18 protein-coding genes are annotated in these 17356 nt (G+C 58.7%); 3 read left to right on the forward strand and 15 right to left on the reverse strand.

Annotated features, from left to right (window positions below):
* Positions 1–63 (reverse strand): hypothetical protein (locus tag KHQ23_RS26600; RefSeq protein ID WP_374193410.1); only part of this gene is annotated, 63 nt, incomplete at its 3' end.
* 278 nt (positions 64–341) lie between these two features.
* Here KHQ23_RS26600 and KHQ23_RS04905 point away from each other — a divergent pair.
* Together KHQ23_RS04905 and KHQ23_RS04910 are read left to right on the forward strand one after the other, a co-directional pair.
* Positions 342–1100 carry a M48 family metallopeptidase gene (locus KHQ23_RS04905; protein ID WP_004151780.1) on the forward strand — a complete coding sequence of 253 codons (759 nt, stop codon included), beginning with the start codon at positions 342–344 and terminating at the stop codon, positions 1098–1100.
* A gap of 377 nt (positions 1101–1477) precedes the next feature.
* Positions 1478–2746: an OprD family outer membrane porin gene (locus KHQ23_RS04910; RefSeq protein ID WP_015958965.1), complete on the forward strand. Its 1269-nt coding sequence runs from the start codon at positions 1478–1480 to the stop codon at positions 2744–2746.
* 136 nt (positions 2747–2882) lie between these two features.
* On the opposite strand, the gene KHQ23_RS04915 is transcribed toward KHQ23_RS04910, so the two are convergent.
* The 14 genes from KHQ23_RS04915 to KHQ23_RS04980 form a co-directional block, all read right to left on the reverse strand.
* Complete coding sequence (locus KHQ23_RS04915) at positions 2883–4523, reverse strand: thiamine pyrophosphate-binding protein (protein WP_004211374.1); 1641 nt, start codon at positions 4521–4523, stop codon at positions 2883–2885.
* A 13-nt stretch (positions 4524–4536) separates the two neighbouring features.
* Positions 4537–6006: an aldehyde dehydrogenase gene (locus KHQ23_RS04920; protein WP_004151779.1), complete on the reverse strand. Its 1470-nt coding sequence runs from the start codon at positions 6004–6006 to the stop codon at positions 4537–4539.
* Between the two features lie 15 nt (positions 6007–6021).
* Entirely contained in the window at positions 6022–6786 is a 765-nt protein-coding gene (locus KHQ23_RS04925; protein WP_004211378.1) for an aspartate dehydrogenase, read from the reverse strand.
* A gap of 9 nt (positions 6787–6795) precedes the next feature.
* Positions 6796–7590, reverse strand: a complete 795-nt coding sequence (locus tag KHQ23_RS04930; RefSeq protein WP_002916526.1) for an SDR family oxidoreductase — start codon at positions 7588–7590, stop codon at positions 6796–6798.
* A complete protein-coding gene (locus KHQ23_RS04935) occupies positions 7574–8344 on the reverse strand; it encodes an alpha/beta fold hydrolase (protein WP_004174434.1) in 771 nt (256 codons plus the stop codon). Before KHQ23_RS04935 ends, KHQ23_RS04930 begins: the two co-directional genes overlap by 17 nt.
* A 9-nt stretch (positions 8345–8353) precedes the next feature.
* A complete protein-coding gene (locus tag KHQ23_RS04940; RefSeq protein WP_004174433.1) occupies positions 8354–8884 on the reverse strand; it encodes a cupin domain-containing protein in 531 nt (176 codons plus the stop codon).
* A 10-nt stretch (positions 8885–8894) separates the two neighbouring features.
* Positions 8895–10151 carry an MFS transporter gene (locus KHQ23_RS04945; RefSeq protein WP_004149797.1) on the reverse strand — a complete coding sequence of 419 codons (1257 nt, stop codon included), beginning with the start codon at positions 10149–10151 and terminating at the stop codon, positions 8895–8897.
* Positions 10152–10177: 26 nt separating this feature from the next.
* Positions 10178–11374, reverse strand: coding sequence for an NAD(P)/FAD-dependent oxidoreductase (locus tag KHQ23_RS04950; RefSeq protein WP_032435062.1), 1197 nt, complete (start codon positions 11372–11374; stop codon positions 10178–10180).
* Positions 11371–12297, reverse strand: coding sequence for a VOC family protein (locus KHQ23_RS04955; RefSeq protein WP_004149799.1), 927 nt, complete (start codon positions 12295–12297; stop codon positions 11371–11373). Before KHQ23_RS04955 ends, KHQ23_RS04950 begins: the two co-directional genes overlap by 4 nt.
* A gap of 88 nt (positions 12298–12385) precedes the next feature.
* Positions 12386–13174 (reverse strand): IclR family transcriptional regulator, encoded by a 789-nt coding sequence (locus KHQ23_RS04960; RefSeq protein ID WP_004144761.1) that lies wholly within the window; start codon positions 13172–13174, stop codon positions 12386–12388.
* Between the two features lie 13 nt (positions 13175–13187).
* A complete protein-coding gene (locus tag KHQ23_RS04965) occupies positions 13188–13937 on the reverse strand; it encodes an SDR family oxidoreductase (RefSeq protein ID WP_004151771.1) in 750 nt (249 codons plus the stop codon).
* On the reverse strand, positions 13937–14959 hold the full coding sequence (locus KHQ23_RS04970; RefSeq protein WP_004151770.1) for an aromatic ring-hydroxylating dioxygenase subunit alpha: 1023 nt from the start codon (positions 14957–14959) through the stop codon (positions 13937–13939). The genes KHQ23_RS04965 and KHQ23_RS04970 overlap by 1 nt, the downstream gene beginning before the upstream one ends.
* Before the next feature lie 10 nt (positions 14960–14969).
* On the reverse strand, positions 14970–15278 hold the full coding sequence (locus KHQ23_RS04975; protein ID WP_004144765.1) for a recombinase-like helix-turn-helix domain-containing protein: 309 nt from the start codon (positions 15276–15278) through the stop codon (positions 14970–14972).
* Entirely contained in the window at positions 15275–15598 is a 324-nt protein-coding gene (locus KHQ23_RS04980; protein ID WP_004151769.1) for a non-heme iron oxygenase ferredoxin subunit, read from the reverse strand. Before KHQ23_RS04980 ends, KHQ23_RS04975 begins: the two co-directional genes overlap by 4 nt.
* A gap of 427 nt (positions 15599–16025) precedes the next feature.
* Here KHQ23_RS04980 and KHQ23_RS04985 point away from each other — a divergent pair, with 427 nt between their 5' ends.
* Positions 16026–17246, forward strand: a complete 1221-nt coding sequence (locus tag KHQ23_RS04985) for an MFS transporter (RefSeq protein ID WP_023278737.1) — start codon at positions 16026–16028, stop codon at positions 17244–17246.
* The last annotated feature ends 110 nt before the right edge of the window (positions 17247–17356 follow it).

Below are 17356 nucleotides of genomic sequence, written 5' to 3' on the forward strand. Positions count from 1 at the left end.
TTTCTGTACAGCGTCCATGCTCAGCGCACGAATAGCGTTAGCAAGCTCTTTACGTGAGGACATTTTGACTCCAGTTCGGACTGTTGAAGGCCATGCCCTTAACGACTTGACGAGAGCGCGTTTTGGGCTACGCCGGAAAAAAGTGTGAACAATGTAACCCAAGCGACAAGTCATGTACATGGAGCATCCTTTTGCCCTTTAAGAAATCTCTGGAACAGGTTGTGCTACGCCGGAATCCGCTCGCCCGCATCCTGCGATACTCTTTATAATTTACGCAGAATACGGTTCCCTGCCGTCGCCGTATTTTCGGATAAACAACCATAAGATTGTGGAAGATAAAAATGAAAATTCGCTCAACCGTACTTGCTCTTGGGATCGCAGCAACCCTCACCGGATGTCAGAACATGGACTCCAACGGTCTGCTCAGCTCAGGCGCCGAAGCCTTCCAGGCATACTCTCTCAGCGACGCGCAGGTGAAAACCTTAAGCGACCAGGCCTGTAAAGAGATGGACGCCAAAGCGAAAATCGCCCCGGCCAACAGTGAATACAGCCAGCGGCTGAACAAAATCGCGGCTGCGCTGGGCGATAACATCAATGGTCAGCCCGTGAACTACAAGGTCTATGAGACCAAGGATGTCAACGCCTTCGCCATGGCCAACGGCTGCATCCGCGTCTACAGCGGGCTGATGGATCTGATGAACGATAATGAAGTCGAGGCGGTGATCGGCCACGAAATGGGCCACGTCGCGCTGGGCCACGTGAAGAAAGGCATGCAGGTCGCCCTGGGTACCAACGCCGTGCGTGCGGCGGCGGCCTCCGCGGGCGGTATCGTCGGTAGCCTGTCGCAGTCTCAGTTGGGCGATCTGGGCGAAAAACTGGTGAACTCGCAGTTCTCCCAGCGTCAGGAATCGGAAGCGGATGACTACTCTTACGACCTGCTGCGTAAGCGCGGTATCAATCCGTCGGGACTGGCCACCAGCTTCGAGAAACTGGCCAAGCTGGAAGCCGGCCGTCAGAGCTCTATGTTTGACGATCACCCGGCATCGGAAGCCCGCGCGCAGCATATTCGCGATCGCATGAAGGCCGACGGCATTAAATAAGCGACAGCGGGAGGCGTTATTGCCTCCCTTTTTTATATATCCGTAAAAATATTTAGCCGCATTAATTGATAATTTAAGCGCACAAACCGTTAATTATTATCACAGCGCATCACAGCCAATTATTTTATGCCCGGCGATTCAGAAATATATTATTTGGTAAATTAAAAAGGCCGCACACTATCTGGCTTCCAGAATCGTCTTTACCCGAATAATAAATAGTCCACCCCTTACTGCCTGGCGCACGGCTCATGCACCATACAACCTGTTTCCGGCTGCAATAACTGCTCACACAATGATTGCTTTCGACATTATTTCAGGAGAATATCTGGTCAGCAGTGATTCCCTTGAATATATCGACAGACAGAGAAGTGCCCTCAGTGAAAAAAGAATTACCATTAATCGCACTTGGCATTATTGCCGCCGCGCCGGCTTTCGCCAGCCAACAATCTACCAGTCAGGGCTTTATTGAAGACAGCCACCTGGATCTCTTTTTACGTAACGCTTATATCAAACGCGATTATCGCGATGGTTTGCCGGATAAAGCCGAATGGGGTCAGGGTATCATCGCGACCTTCGAGTCCGGCTTTACTCAAGGGCCGGTCGGCTTCGGCGTTGACGGCATTGCACAGTACGCCGTGCGCCTCGACGGCGGCCGCGGCCGCAGCGGCGCGGGCGGTATCGACTTTTTCGCCCAGGATGATGATGGCCGCGCGAAGTCCGATTTAGCAAAATTTGGCGCTACCGCTAAAATGCGCTTCTCGAATACCGTCCTCAGCTACGGCAGCCAGCGCCCGATGCTGCCCATCGTCTACGCCGATGACTCGCGGCTGCTGTACGAGAGCTATACCGGTACCATGCTGACCTCAAGAGAAATCGACGGTCTGGAAATTAACGCCGGTTATCTCACCGATCAGCAGCGCAAAAGCGACGACAGCCACAATAGCGGCCTGAAGAGCCTGACCTTTGGCGGCGCCAGCTATCAATTCAACGACCAGCTCAGCGGCGCGCTTTACGCTTCGCACGTCGAAGACGTGCTGAATAAGCAGTATCTCGGCCTGAACTACAAGCAGCCGTTCGCCGCCGACCAGCAGCTGATTGTTGACTTCAACGGCTATAACTCGCGCTTAGATCAAGAATATGCCGACGCCAATGACACCGGGCGCAGCAACAGCATCTGGAGCCTGGCCGCCAGCTATATCTGGGATATTCACACTTTTAAGGTCGCTTACCAGCAAAGCAGCGGCAGCACCGGCTACCACTACGGCGGGTATCAGAATCAGGGCGGCGTTGGCGATGGCGGCAACACCATCTGGCTGGCTAACTCCTACTGGTCAGATTTTAACGGCGAGGATGAACGTTCCTGGCAGGCCTCCTATGGCCTGGATTTTGCCGGACTGGGCGTACCGGGCCTGAGCTGGACCACCGCCTACGTTCGCGGGGATAACATTAAAACCGCCGAGACCAGCAACGGTAAAGAACACGAATGGTTCAACCAGGTGCAGTACCAGGTGCAAAACGGCATGGCGAAAGATTTGAAATTGAGACTCCGCTATTCGGTGCTGCGCGTTTCCAGCAACGCCAGCGACTATAACGTCAGCGGGAATGAAGTGCGGTTCTACGTCGAATATCCGTTTAACGTGTTTTAACCATATAATGAACCCTCTCCAGTGAGCCGGCCCTCTCCCGGCGCGCAGGAGCAACCGTCCGGCGCCTTGATTAACCCCCTGTGCCGTGCGGTACCCTCTCCCCGGAAGGGAGAGGGTTGGGGTCACTGGGTTATCATTAATACAGCGTCTTCTGCGGCGGGCCGGCAAAGCGCAGCGCGCCAATCTGGCCCATCTTCACTTCCACCACCGATGGCCCCGGCATCGCCAGCGCTTCGGTCATCACCGCCTGGAAATCCTCAGCCCGATCCACGCTCCACGCCTGCAGACCCATCGCCTGCGCCAACAGGGAAAAGTCTGGCGTGTGCAGCTCGTTGTAATACTGGCGGCCGCCAAAATACTTATCCTGAATACCGCGCATTACGCCGTAGCCGCCGTCATTCATAATCAACAGCGTCACATTGGCCTTCTCCTGCGCCAGGGTCGCCAGTTCGCCAAGGTTGAGGCTCAGGCCGCCGTCGCCGACCAGGCCGACCACTTTACGTTGCGGATTGGCAATCGCGGTACCCACCGCCATCGGTAGCCCCATACCGATGGCTCCGGCCAGAGAATGGATATTCATCAGCGGGCCGTGAGCGCGGAACAGACGGCTGCCCCACAGGCTGCCAGAAACGGTAATATCGCGCACCAGGATGCCGTCATCGGGCAGCGCCTGCGCAATCGCGTCATTCAATTTAGCGTAATCGCCGCACTGGTCGCGCAGCCCCTGCTCCGCCGCCTCTACCGCCTCTTTAAGTTGGCTATCCCAACGCGCATCGCCCCATATCCGGCCCTGCACCCGCGCTGCCAGCGCCGCTAATAGCGCCCGGCAATCCGCCACCAGGGTATTGTCCATCAAGTAGTTACGGCTGGCCGCCGCCGGGTCAATATCAATCTGCACCCGCGGCGTGGGCAGTTCCAGCGTCCACGAGCGCGTTTCGTTGCTGCGCAGCCGGGAACCGGCAACAAGTGTGAAATCACATTGTGAAATCAGCGCTTCAACCGAGGGAGAATTATGAAACGCGCGCAGGCTGGCGCGATGGCTGTCCGCCAGAATGCCGCGGCCGTGGGTACTGGAAATCACCGTCACCCCGGCATCCGCCAGCGTCTTCACCGCCTCGCCGCTCTCTAACGCGCCGCCGCCAAGCCACAGCAGCGGCTGCTTCGCCTGCTTAAGCTGCGCCCACAGCGCATCGACCAGCGACGCTTCCGGCTCAACCGCCGGAGCGCGTTTCAGCGGCGCGGTCAGCAGTGAAAGCGGAATTTTGGCGCTCTGAATGTCGATTGGGATCTCCACCGAGACCGGGCCGCACGGCGGCGTCTGCGCCTCCTGAATCGCCTTATGCAGGATAGCCACCGCCTGGTTGGCGTTGCTAATGCGGTAAGCGCGCTTCGAACTGGCTTTCAGGAAGGTCAATTGATCGCGGGTTTCATGAATGAAACCGGTGTCGGCGTCCAGCCAGGCTTTTTCGACCTGTCCGGTCAGGTGCAGCAGCGGCGTACCGGCGTTCATCGCCTCAACCAGCGCGCCGACCGCATTACCCGCACCCGCGCCGGTACTGGTCAGCGCCACGCCGAGCCCTGAAAAACGGCCGTGGGCGTCAGCCATGGTCACCGAGCCCGCTTCACCGCGCGCCGGAACAAAGCGGATTTTTTCCCGCTGGCCGACGGCATCGGCGATCGGCAGGTTATGGATGGAAATGACGCCATAAATGGCTTCAACGTGATACTGCTCCAGCGTTCTGGCGATGGCATCGCCGACGGTTATCATTTCGCTCATTGCTCACCCTTTCTCAGTCGCACCAGTGGTTGACGCTATTACCCGTCGCCAGATAAATGCTCTTTTGTTGCATCCAGGCTTTCAGCCCCTGGATCCCTTTTTCGCGGCCCAGACCGCTCTCTTTAAAGCCCCCAAACGGGGTCGAAATGGAGAAAACTTTGTAGGTGTTGATCCACACCGTACCGGCTTCCAGTTGTTCGCTCAGACGCAGCGCGCGGCCGGTATCACGCGTCCAGATCCCCGCCGCCAGTCCGAAGACCGAATCATTGGCCTCGCGGATCAGCGCCGCTTCATCGTGAAAACGCATCGCCACCAGAACCGGTCCGAAGATCTCTTCCTGGCAAACGCGGGCCTGATTGTTCAGCCCTTCAATGATGGTCGGCAGGAAATAGCTGCCTGCCGCCAGCGCCGGATCCGCCGGGATCTCGCCGCCGCATAGCACGCTGCCGCCTTCGCGTTTCGCCAGCTCGACGTACTCCAGCACGCTCTGCCGGTGTTTATCGTTGATCAGCGGCCCGACGTGGGTGCCAGCGCTGAACGGATGACCAACCCGCAGCCCTTGGGTTAACTCCAACAGGCGGGCCATTAATTGCGGATACACTTTGTCATGAACAAACAGCCGCGAGCCGGCAATGCAGGCCTGGCCGCCGGAGCTGAAAATGCCGTAGCAGATGCCCCGCGCCGCCTGTTCGATATCGGCATCTTCCAGCACGATGGTCGGCGATTTGCCGCCCAGCTCCAGTGACGCCGGGATCAGCTTTTCCGCCGCCACGTGCGCCAGGTGACGTCCGGTGGTGGTGCCGCCGGTAAAGGAAATTTTGCGCACCTTAGGATGGCGGGCCAGCGCATCGCCGATAATCGATCCTTTACCCGGCAGCACGCTCAGCAGTCCGGCGGGTAAACCGGCCTGCTCAAAGATCTTCGCCAGCTCCAGCGCCATGAGCGGCGTGGCTTCCGCCGGTTTGAGGATCACCGCATTTCCGGCGGCGATCGCCGGGGCCACCTTCTGCATTTCGCTGGCGATCGGCGAGTTCCATGGGGTGATCGCCGCCACCACGCCCAACGGCTCATAGCGGCTCAGAGTCAATAGATCCGCCTGCCGCGGCGTCGGCAGCTCGCCTTCCAGTAACTCGCAGGCGGCGGCAAAATAGCGCGCCGTCCCCGCCGCGCTCATCACCAGCCCTCGCGCTTCCGCCAGCGGTTTACCATTATCGCGGCTCTGCTTTTGGGTGAGCTCATCAAGCTGTGCTTCAATCAGATCGGCGACTTTATGCAGGATCTTCGCCCGCTGATGCGGCAGCATCGCCCGCCACGTTGGCTCCCGCCAGGCGCGGTCGGCACAGTCGATCGCCTCCTGTAAATCATCGAGGCTTGCCGCATGCAGCGCCGCGTTAATAGCGCCATCCGCCGGAAACTGGCTGTGCATCAAATTGCCGCCGCCGCGACGCCACTGACCGCCGATAAAAATGTCTAATTCGTCCATCTCAGCCTCTCTGCGTTATGCCAGTTCACGGCAGGCGCGTACCGCGCTCAGTGCCGCGAGGGTCGATGTTTTCGGATTGCTGGCGAGCGGCAGGCCGCTCAGCTCCAGGTGAAACTCGCCGAACAATCCTTCGGCGTGTAGCGTATGGGTGTTACGTTGCGTCGCCGGATCGACCATCAGCTGTACTCGGGTCGCGTCAAGGCCGATACCGCCCAGCGCGATGGTTGCCGCCACGTTGGCATTTGCCGGGAATAGCCGCGCCGCCTCGCGGGCGCTGCCTTCGAAGAAAATTTGCGCTTCATTGACCGCGCTGAGGTCGATAAGCTGTTCGGCATAGCTGCCGCGCCAGCTGGCCGGGCTTTTACGCGACTGATAGGTCACTCGTTCAAGCCCCCCCTCTTTGGCCGCCGCCAGGCCGTCAATCCCGGCTACTGCGCCAGCCAGCAGCGTCAACTTGCCGCCCGCCTGACGTAAACGCTGTTCCAGTTCGCTGTCCGCCAACGCACCGGTCGAGATCACCGCCAGATGCCAGCCGCGCGCCAGTACCGCTTCGCCGTATTGCGCGACCGCCTGCTGACTGGCGCATTCCAGCACCAGATCCGGCGTCCCACCGCATTGCAGCGGATCGGTAAGCGGCGTCACCGCTTGACCAAACTGCAGGCAGATCGCTGCGTGATGCGATTCGCGCGCCACGATCCACTCCACCCTCACCTGCGGCGGCAGGCGTTCAATCACCGCCTGGGCCATCGCGCCATAGCCAATTAACATGACCTTTTTCATCATCTTTCCTTACAGATGGCGACAGAAACCGCCGGAAACGTCCAGCGCCGCGCCGGTGGTAAAGGAGGCCAGCGGCGAAGCGAGGAATAGCAGCGCTTGCGCTGGCTCCTGCGGCTTACCGAGACGCGCCATCGGGATCCCCCGCTTACGGGCGATATCGGCGGTCCACTGCTGCCAACTCTGGCTCTTATCGCTTCGGCTCTCAAAACGGCGCTGCCACTGCCCGGACTCCACCATCCCCAGCAGAATGGAATTCACACGAATACCTTTATCCACCAGCTCTTTCGACAGAGTCAGCGTCATATTGAGCAGCGCGGCGCGGGCGGCAGAGGTGGCGATCATGTGCTCTTCCGGCTGTAACGCCAGCAGCGAGTTCACACAGGTAATCGAGGCGATATCCGACGCCTCTAGCAGGGACTGAAAGGCCTTTACCGGGTTAATCACGCCGAACAGTTTCAGTTCGGCTTCGTGCAGCCAGGCCTCACGTGGCGTATCGGCGAAGTGGGCGACATAGCCCTGGCCGGCGTTATTAATCAGCATATCGACGCCGCCGAAACGCGCGGCGACCGCGGCGGCGAACGCCTCAACTTCAGCTTCGTTCAGTACGTCACAGCGCCAGGAGAACACCTCACCTTCTGGATATTCGTTTTGCAACGCCGCATGGGCGCTGGCAAGCCGATCCGGGTTGCGGCCGCAAAAGGCGACTTTCGCCCCTTCGCCCAGCAGCAGGCGCAGCGTTTCAAAGCCGATTCCTGACGAACCGCCGGTGACTACCGCGACGCGTCCTTCAATTTGTGCATTCATCGCGCACCTCTTCCCCTATGCGTAAAAGCTGTTGATTAAAAAAGATTTCGTTATCGAGATAGCTGGCATGTCCAGCCTGAGGGATGGCGATGTAAGGAGCGCCGTAACGCAGCGCCACTCCCTGCACTAACTCCGGTTGGGTAATGGCATCCTGCTCGCCACACCACACGGAGAGACGACCGCGATAGTCGGCGAGCCAACGGTGAATGTCGTCATGGGCCAGCATCCAGGCCGCGGCGAGATAACCGTCGCGGCGTAGCCTGCGCATCCCCGCCGCCACCGTCGCCACATCGGCTTCGCGCGCGCCAGGGCGCAGCAGTTTTGCCGCTCGCCCCTGGGCCATCGCCTCGCCGCCCAGCGCTATCTGCTGTTGACGCCCCTGCCAGACTTTTTCCCGCTGTGCGGCTTCCGCCTGGCCGTAGCCCTGCGCGACGTCGGCGAGCACCAGGTAAAGCACCCTCTGCGGGTATTTCGCGGCGAAGGCGGCCGCCACCAGCGCGCCCAGCGAATGGCCGACCAGTATGGTTTGCTCTACTCCAGCGCGGTCCAGCATTCGCGCCAGCGCGTCGGCGTAATCGCCGGCATTCGCCGGCGCCGCCGCCAGCATCGGGCTTTCGCCATAACCGGGCATATCCCAGGCCAGCACGCGGTAGCCGGGTAGCGCCATCTGTTTATGCCAGGAGGCCGCGCCGGAACTGATGCCGTGCAGCAGCGTCAGCGGAATACCGCTTCCTTGTTCACGAAACCCCGTCATCATCGCCCCTTAGTTACGTTTTACTTTTGCCAGCGGATGATCTTCCGGGTAGGTCGGAATATGCGGCTTATGGGTGCCGAGCATCACGCACATCAGCGCCTCTTCTTCGCCGTGGTTAAACAAACCGCGGTAAATTCCAGGCGGCACCGAGATCAGATCGCGTTCGCGCAGCACGGTTTCGGTATAGTTGTCGCCGTCCTGAATCATCAGAGTGATCTGCCCTTTGAGCATGAAGAACACCTCTTCTACGTCATCATGCAGGTGCAGCGGGCCTTCACATTTGGACGGCAACACCATGGTGGAAAAGGTGAAGTGCTCGGCCGGAACGGTGTTGGTATCACTGGCGACGCCGGTGGCGCCGGTGCCGATGTAGCGCATCTGCGCGCGGCGATATTTCGGATCGAAATCGGCCTGGAATTTCAGCGCATTCCAGTCGTATTTACGGCCTTCAAAGCGCGCGATACGCGACTCCACCCACTCTTCCATCGTCATATGGTCAGGTTTCAAACTCTGTTTTGCAGTTACGGTTGAATCAGTCATCGTTTTATCCTCAGTAGCGTCTCAGCAGCGGCAGTAACAGGGCGCAGCCCACCGCCGCCATCACCGCCAGAAAAATCAGCCCGGAATCCATGCTATGGGTGAAGGCGATAAGCGCGCCCATCACCGCCGGCGATAGCGCCCCGGCAAAGTTTCCCAGCCCGTTGAAAATTCCACCCGCCGTGGCGCTGACCCGTGGATGGGTCGCTTTAGCCAGCAGCGCGAAAATGTTTGGCGCGCCGGTGCCCCACATAAAGGTGCTAAAGCTCATCGCCGCGATTACCGGCAGCGGCGTGGTGAAATGCATCACTGCCGCCAGGCCAATACCCGCGCCTGCCAGGGAAATAAAGCAGGCGGCGGCGCGCCTATCGACGCGGTCGGACAGCCAGGCGCCGATAATTTCGCCTAGCAACATGGCGATAAATGGCATCGACGACAGCCAGCCGGCGTGTTCCAGATGAATGCCTTTGCCTTTAATCAGGTAGCCCGGCAGCCAGCCGTTGATCCCCCACAGATAGGCGAGAAAGGCGATGTTGAAGATGCAGATCATCCAAAAATGCGGACTCACAAAGAGCTCGAGACGCGCGCTGCGGCGCGCTTCCTGCGAGGTTTTATCGCTGCTCGCTCTCGCCTCCAGTTGTACGCCGCGCAGCCCGATGCGTACAAAAATCAGCACCGGTATCGTCAGCATCGCCATCACGAAAAATGTGCTCTGCCAGCCGAAGGTATTGAGTAGCCAAATTGACAGCGGGAAACCCAGCGCCGCGCCAACCGGCGTGCCGAGCAGCCACAGCATGGTGGCGCGGGCCTGTAGCCGCTGCGGGAAGGTGTGGCGCACCACGGCGAACGCCAACGGAAACAGCGGCCCTTCAGCAATGCCCAACAGGATGCGCAGCGTCACCATCAGCGCGTAGTTGTGGGTGAAGCCCATGATCACCATCAGGATGCACCACACCACCATCATTCCAGTCAGCAGACGCAGCGGCGCAATCCGGTCGCCAAGGCCGCTTAATAACACTGACGAGAAGCCGTAGCTCAGCAAAAAGGCACTCATCAGAATGCCCAACCGGGTGGTGTCGAAATCGATGCCCATCGCCTGCTGGAAGTGACTATCGGAAAACAGCGCGGCGATACTGATTTTGTCGAAAAAAGCCAGCAGCACGCAGGCCAGCAGCGACAGCGGAATGGCCCAACGAACTGCTTTTTCAGGCGTGCGGACGCCCTCGCCGCTCGCCTCTGCAGGCGCGGCGTTGGTCTCTAATGTGGTCATTTCTCCCCCTTAAGGGTTCGCGTTTCTTATCGCAATGACATCAGCGAGAAAGTCGGGTCAGCGAGCGGGACGTTAGAGAGATCCCTTCCCGCCGCCATCCAGCGCTTCGCCAGCTTCACGATACGTGCATTATTGAAGGCCACCAGCTGAGTTAAGCGTCCATCGGCATTCAGAGAGAAGTAGATCGCGCCCTGCGGCTCGTCACGCACAATGGTCCGGCTGCCCGCTTGCGGGATCCCGAGAATCTGGATATTGCGATCGTATTGATCTGACCACAGCCACGGCGCCTCGTCGTAGCCGCTGGCCTGTGGATCGAGCATCGCTTTCGCTGTCGCGATGGCCTGATTTTGCGCAAAGGCCCACGACTGAATGCACAGACCGTACTGATGGTGCTGGGCGACATCGCCAGCGGCGAAAATCGCCGGATCGTTACTGCGCCCTTGGGCATTAACGACAATCCCGCGATCGACAGTGAGCCCGGCATCGCGCGCCAGTTCGAGATTCAGATCGACGCCGATCCCCACCACTACCGCATCGAAGGTTTCCCGCTGGCCGTCGCAGTGCAGCGTCGGCAAGCCGTTATCATCTTCCAGCTCCAGCGCGCCGCAGCCGCGGCGAATATCAACGCCCTGCCCGCGATGCAACTCATCCAGCGCCTGCGAGACCTCCATACTGACCGAGCGCATGCACAGCGCCGGCTGCTGTTCATAAAGGGTCACGGCTACGCCGCTTTTGCGCGCCGAGGCGGCGATTTCGAGGCCAATCCAGCCGCCGCCGACGATCGCCAGCCGCGTTGCCGATGCCAACCGCTGCTTCAGACGCTGCGCGTCCTGCCAGTGGCGCAGGGTATATACCTGAGGATGCTGCCCCCAGGCCTCGGACGGCAGCCGCGCGCGGCCGCCGGTGGCGATCAGCAGTAGGTCGTACGCCAGCGTTTCGCCGTTGCTCAGCGCCAGGGTTTTATTTTGCCGGTCGATCGATTTCGCGCGCAGCGGGCGGTACCAGCGCAGATCCAGTACCTGCTGCACCTCGGCGCTGAATAACCGCGGCAGCGCCGGTTCGGCCTCCAGCAATGCCGCTTTCGACAGCGGCGGGCGCTCGTAAAAATCCCATTGCTCTTCGGCAACCACACAAATCTCGCCGCTAAACCCTTCATCACGCAGCGTTTTCGCCGCCCAGCCGCCAGCCTGGCCACCGCCGATAATGACTATCCGCACCGTCATACCGCCTCCGGTTTTTTCTGCTGGCGACGGGTATCGTGATCGATACCGCCTTCCACCGCCCATTCGGTAAAGGACACGAGTGAATGCTCAAGCTCGCGCGGCTGCCAGTTTTCCGTCAGATAGTCATCGTTGGTGTAGTACTCAAAAGCGCCGCCGGTCGGGCTGTTGACATACCAGAAGTAGGCCGAGGAGACCGGATGGCGGCCGGGACCGATAAACGTGCTCCACGCGTTTTTATTCATCGCAATGCCGCCGCCGATCACTTCATGAATATCCCGCACGGTAAACGCGACGTGGTTTAGCCCGCGCTTGCGGTTGGGCAACTGCAATAAGAAGAGGTTATGGTGTCCGCCGCGCACGCCGCAGCGCAGGAACACCGCGCGATTGATGTAGCGGTCTGACACCTGAAAGCCGAGTACTTCGCGATAGAAACTTTCCACCGCCGCCAGTTCTTCCACGAAGAACACCACGTGGCCGACGTTAATCGGCTGCGCGCGGTCGTAGACCGGGCTCGGGGTGTCGATGCGACGCACATCGCCCCACTGGTTGATCGGTTCAACGTTCAGTTCAACCGCCGTTTGCTGGCTAACCTGCACCCGCAGCGTCATACCGTTGGGATCGCGGCATTCCAGCGCACCGTCGATTTCACGGAAAGCGGGCTGGCGTTCCAGCTTCGGGCGCAGCGCATCCAGCGCCGCCCGATCCGCCACGCCCCAGGTCATGCGACGCAGGGTGTTGCCCGCCTCAAAGGCTGGCGGTAAGTTGGCGGCATCGGTCGGGTTAAGTTCGACCCGCGCGCCGCTGAGGGTGGTAAACGCGCGGCCGCTGGCGTCGCCGGTCAGGCCAAAATCGCGCATAAATTTGGCGCTGTGGTTCAGGTCGTCTACGCCAAATTCCAGCTTTTCAATTCCGGTAATACTCATTATTCGTCGCCTCTTTACCGTTCAGTCGCCCGAATTTGGGCGTAAAACATGCCCGACGCAATCAAGCGCCTGCCGTTAAGTTGTTGATTTAACTTGCTTGTGACAAATATCCGAGGAAGCCGGAAATTTTGTCCGCCGCCATACTGACTTCGTTCTGCAACCGCTCGCGATCGCTTTGCGGGATCTCGTCCGACGGCACCAGAATGCTGACGACCGCCGCCACCCGGCCGCTGCGGTTAAAGACCGGATAGACAATCGATGAGATGCCGTGGCGGTAGAACGATTCGCCAATCACGTAGCCGCGGGCTTTATCCTGCTGCACCATCTGCCACAGCGCTTCGCGGTCGTACAGCTGGCCCGGCGCATTGCCCGGCAGCCGTTCATCCGGGAACAATTGTTCAAACTCGCTGCGGGAAACATCGGTCAGCAGCATGCGGCCAAGCGAGGTGCAGTGCACCGGTAGCCGCGTTCCGACGCTGACCTGGTTGATACGCGAACCGGCGGCGCTGACGCGGGCGATGTAGATGATGTCGCGGCCGTCGCGGATCGCCAGATGGCTGCTGCACTGGCTGATATCGCGTAGTTGCTCGATGACCGGCTGACCCACCTGAGCGACATCCAGTGAGGCGATATATTCAAAGCCCAGACGCAGTACGTTCATGCCCAGCGAAAAGGTATTGGTGCGGGCGTTGCGCTCGAGAAAGCCCATATATTCCAGCGTCTGCACCACGCGATAGGCGGTCGCTTTCGGCATATCCACCAGCCGATGCAGCTCGGCAAAGGTCAGATCGCGATGCTGTTCGCCAAACGCCAGCAGCAGTTGTAAACCGCGCTCAAGACCGGGCACCAGATACTTCACTTCCTGATCGTTCGCCATACCGCCTCACTTATTAGTTAAAGACAAAACCGCCGTTGACCGGGATCAGCTGGCCGGTGATAAAGCGCGAAAGATCGCTCAGCAGCCAGACCACGCTGCCGGTGACATCTTCCGGCTGCTGCGCGCCGCTGAGCGCGCGGCCGTTCTCATACAGTTGATGACGCTCGGCTGGAACGTATTCCGTGGCCTCAACGCGGGTCAGTCCCGGCGCGATGGCGTTGATACGGATCCGCTTTTCACCCAGCTCGCGGGCCATAGAGCGGGTCATCGCAATCACCGCGCCCTTACTGGCGACATAGGCCATCAGCCGCGGCGCGCCCCACAGCGCGGTATCCGAAGCGACGTTGACGATCGCCGCCCCTTCGCGCAGCAGCGGTACCGCCGCGCGGGTCACCAACCAGGTGCCTTTAACGTTGACCGTCATTACCCGATCCCACAGATCCGGATCGTAATCGATCATATTTTTTCCGCCGACGCCGGTGGCCATCGCTGCGTTATTGACTAAGCCATCGATAGACCCCTGCGCGCCGATGGCGCTGAAGACCTGCTCGATCGATGCTTGACTGGCAAGATCGATGGCGTGAGATTCGACCTGATAGCCCTTCCGCTGCAGGCGATGAGCGCTTTCCGCCAGCTCTCCCTGCAGGATGTCGCACATCACCACCGTCGCGCCCTGAGCGGCGCAGGCTTCGGCAAAGTGGTACCCGAGGCCGCGCGCCGCACCGGTGACGACAATACGTTTACCGTTTAGCAGGCCGTTCATCAGGCGGCACCCTGCTGCGCTTCGCGGAGCGCTAACTGCTCTTTCGCCGCTTTCTGCATCATGCGGCGCAGGCGGGACAGACCGACGTCATGTTGATAAAGGTATTCATGATCGCGGGCGTTCGGCGCCAGGCTTTCCAGCACCACGCGATCCTGTTCCAGTACTTCCCAGTGCAGTTTTTCCAGACGGTTGCGGTACATAAAGCGCCACAGATCGCGCTGCCAGCCCTGAACGCCGCGGATGCGCCAGAAGAAGACGCGACAGTTATCGTTATCTTCCGGAACCACCATGCCGACGATCCAGAAATGGCCGCCCGGCCCGAAACGCTTTTTGTACGGAATAGACAGACGCATCCAGTAGGCGCCGCTGTTGCCCAGTTCAACCCAGTCAAAGTTAACGCCGCTCTGCCCTTTTTTCTCGAAGATAAAGCCGGTTTTCGTCGGCTGCAGGACCATATCGGCTTTGCGATCGCCTTCCGCCATCGAGTGCGATGACGAGTGCAGATAGGTACCGTGCATCGGGTCCATCACGTTTTCCAGCGCGTACTGGTAGTTGCATTTCCACGCCGCGGTGCACAGGAAGTTACTGTATTTTTCGCTATCGGCTAGTTCCTCAGGGAAGCTCAATTCATCAGGCTGCTGATCGGCGGTGACGCCAAACCACAGGAAGATTGCCCCGTGCGCTTCGTGCACGCTGTAGCTGCGCACGCACTGCTGGCCGACCAGCGGGCAGCGATCCACCGCCGGGACGTCTTTGACTTCGCCGTTGCCGGCGACTTCCACGCCGTGATACCAGCAGGCGATACGATCGCCTAAGTTCCAGCCCATTGACAGGCGTGCGCCGCGATGCGGGCAGCGGTCTTCCAGGGCCTGCACCTGGCCATCTTTATTCCGCCAGACCACGATCTGCTCGCCGAGACGGGTAATGCCTACCGGCGCAGACTGCACTTCCCAGCTCGCCAGCACCGGATACCACAGGCCGCGCAGTCCTTTATCAAGATAGTTTTGTACCGTTGTCGTCATCGCTGTGTCCTCAGTAGCCGTTAACCTGTAAAAATGCCTGGAAGCTGCTTTCGCTCCACGGTTCGCCCTGTTGGTCATGCATCCTGACGCCATTGAGGCCGTTCACCAGTTCACCGAGACTTTCCGCGCCCTGCTCGAACAACGTTTCCAGGGTGGCGATAAGCTGCAGTTCCCAGTTTTCCGGTACCCGGCTGCGGGTTTGCCAAATCAGATTGTGATAGTCGCCAGGCTTATGGATATTGCCGTTTCCGCCTTCCGCCGGTGGCGTAAACTGGCGGCTTTCCGGTAGCGCCGGGTTGAAGTCCAGGGATTCGCTCATGCCACGTTCTCCTCGATAAAGGTAATCTGGATCTGATTGTCGTATACCCGCACCGGGTAACGATTAAGGTTGCGACCGCCGGGTCCATGCAGGCACTGGCCGGTTTTGACGTCGAATACCGCCTCATGCAGCGGGCATTCCACCTTGCCATCTTCGACAAAGCCCTGGCTCAGGAGCGCATAGGCATGAGGGCAAACGTCTTCCAGCGCGTAATATTCGCCATCAATCAGATAAATACCGATTTCCTTACCGTCGATATTGCCGCTATATGGGAAATCTTCCTGTACTTGCTCCGCGTCACATACGCCTATCCAGCTCATCGCAATCCTCCAGGCTTTTGTTTCATATATGAAACTCTGTTTCTTATTTAATACGGTCAATATAAAAGCGGTGAATGTTTCGTCAAGCATTAATGTGACGAATTTGTTAATGAGTGGCTTTTAAATTAGCTAAGTGTGCAATTGATCACGAAAAACTGCATTCAGATGAAATGATGATATTTAAAGCGGTGATCCATTATAAATAAAAATGCCGATTTAAATTTCACATACGACTATTGACTTCTTTTCAAATCGATCATTAAAAATGGGCAACAGCGGAAACCATGGTGTTTCACCCATGAAACAGCTATTTATTTAATCATTTAAAAACAATGAGTTTCATAGGTGAACCATTTTACTCATGTAACTATTTCTGGCGTTAAAAAATAATAACTGGCAATCATTAAATTAAGCGTGGAGACAACGAATGGCGGCAAGATGGCAAGGGGTAATAGCATTACTTTTGTTAATAATTATTTCCTACGTCGATCGGGTTAATATCTCGGTGATGATCCTTAACCCGGAATTCGCTGCCCATTTTCAGTTAAATGAAAACAGAATGTTACAAGGCATGCTAATGACATGCTTTCTTCTGGGTTATGGTTTTTCGGCATTATTATTAACCCCAGTTATAGAAAGTAGATGGCATTATCGTCAGGGACTCTTAAGCAGCATTGCTATATGGGCGCTGGTGTGCGCCATTTCCCCGCTACTCGGCTCACTGCTGGGAATGTTGATCGCGCGCATCGTTCTTGGCGTGGCGGAGGGGCCGCTGTTCTCTCTGAAAACGCGCTTTATCAACGACAACTTCGCCGCTGATGAAATAGGCAAGCCGAATGCGCTGACCGCCCTTGGCGTATCGTTGGGGCTGGCGGTAGGCTTCCCGCTGGTCACCTGGCTGATGGCGCACGTTGGCTGGATCGGCTCCTTCTACGCGCTGGCGCTGCTTAACCTGCTGCTCGGCGGCGGATTAATCTGGCGGTTTCTCCCCGCGCCACAAGTAACCTCACAGCGCGCGAAGCCTGGCTTTAGCCAAACTTTTGCCCTCGCCTGGCGTACGCCGCTGCTAGGCTGGATCCTGCTGGTAGAAATCGCCACGCTCAGCTATCTGTGGGGGAGTAGCGCCTGGTTGCCCGCCTGGCTGCGCGACGAGCACCACTTCTCGCTACAGGCTACCGGCCTGCTGGCGGCTGTCCCCTTTCTGTTAAGCCTCGGCTCAAAGTTTCTTGGCGGCGTGCTCCTCGACAAAATGCGCCCGGAGCAGGCGCCGCTGCTGTTTATTATCGGCGGCCTACTCACCGCCGGTTCTGTGCTGGCGCTGATGCTCAGCCAGCAGCCGGCGATGCTGGCGCTGTTTATGCTGGCGGCGAACGTTTTCTGGGGATTACAGGGGGCAGCGATCCCCGCGGTGGTTCAGCATCACGCCCCGCGCGAAGCGGTGGGCAGCGCCTATGGGATCATTAACGGCATTGGCAATATTTGCGCGGCGTTTATTCCGCTGCTGATGGGAGTGGTGATGAAATCGGTGGGATCGGTCAGTTCAGGTTTTTCCGTACTGGTGGCATCGCAGCTGATTACGCTGTGCGCCGGCGGCGCACAGCTGCTGCGTATGCGTCGCGCAGCAGCAGTAAACGCGTCTATACCCTAAATAAGTTGCAGGACAAAACGGCTAGTCGTTTTGAACAGCGCTTGCGCTGGCCCCGTAAGGACGAGGCCCAGGGATGGGCCGATTTATTGCCCACGCCTATGCAACTTGAA

Origin of the sequence: Klebsiella sp. 64, from assembly GCF_018223915.1 — a bacterium.
GTDB classification, from domain to species: Bacteria; Pseudomonadota; Gammaproteobacteria; order Enterobacterales; family Enterobacteriaceae; genus Klebsiella; species Klebsiella pneumoniae.

Bases quoted from the DNA above. Each gene is read 5' to 3' on its own strand.
- KHQ23_RS04905 (WP_004151780.1), top strand. From the start codon at position 342: ATGAAAATTCGCTCAACCGTACTTGCTCTTGGGATCGCAGCAACCCTC.
- KHQ23_RS04915 (WP_004211374.1), bottom strand. From the start codon at position 4,523: ATGAGCGAAATGATAACCGTCGGCGATGCCATCGCCAGAACGCTGGAG.
- KHQ23_RS04920 (WP_004151779.1), bottom strand. From the start codon at position 6,006: ATGGACGAATTAGACATTTTTATCGGCGGTCAGTGGCGTCGCGGCGGC.
- KHQ23_RS04925 (WP_004211378.1), bottom strand. From the start codon at position 6,786: ATGAAAAAGGTCATGTTAATTGGCTATGGCGCGATGGCCCAGGCGGTG.
- KHQ23_RS04930 (WP_002916526.1), bottom strand. From the start codon at position 7,590: ATGAATGCACAAATTGAAGGACGCGTCGCGGTAGTCACCGGCGGTTCG.
- KHQ23_RS04935 (WP_004174434.1), bottom strand. From the start codon at position 8,344: ATGACGGGGTTTCGTGAACAAGGAAGCGGTATTCCGCTGACGCTGCTG.
- KHQ23_RS04940 (WP_004174433.1), bottom strand. From the start codon at position 8,884: ATGACTGATTCAACCGTAACTGCAAAACAGAGTTTGAAACCTGACCAT.
- KHQ23_RS04945 (WP_004149797.1), bottom strand. From the start codon at position 10,151: ATGACCACATTAGAGACCAACGCCGCGCCTGCAGAGGCGAGCGGCGAG.
- KHQ23_RS04950 (WP_032435062.1), bottom strand. From the start codon at position 11,374: ATGACGGTGCGGATAGTCATTATCGGCGGTGGCCAGGCTGGCGGCTGG.
- KHQ23_RS04955 (WP_004149799.1), bottom strand. From the start codon at position 12,297: ATGAGTATTACCGGAATTGAAAAGCTGGAATTTGGCGTAGACGACCTG.
- KHQ23_RS04960 (WP_004144761.1), bottom strand. From the start codon at position 13,174: ATGGCGAACGATCAGGAAGTGAAGTATCTGGTGCCCGGTCTTGAGCGC.
- KHQ23_RS04965 (WP_004151771.1), bottom strand. From the start codon at position 13,937: ATGAACGGCCTGCTAAACGGTAAACGTATTGTCGTCACCGGTGCGGCG.
- KHQ23_RS04970 (WP_004151770.1), bottom strand. From the start codon at position 14,959: ATGACGACAACGGTACAAAACTATCTTGATAAAGGACTGCGCGGCCTG.
- KHQ23_RS04975 (WP_004144765.1), bottom strand. From the start codon at position 15,278: ATGAGCGAATCCCTGGACTTCAACCCGGCGCTACCGGAAAGCCGCCAG.
- KHQ23_RS04980 (WP_004151769.1), bottom strand. From the start codon at position 15,598: ATGAGCTGGATAGGCGTATGTGACGCGGAGCAAGTACAGGAAGATTTC.
- KHQ23_RS04985 (WP_023278737.1), top strand. From the start codon at position 16,026: ATGGCGGCAAGATGGCAAGGGGTAATAGCATTACTTTTGTTAATAATT.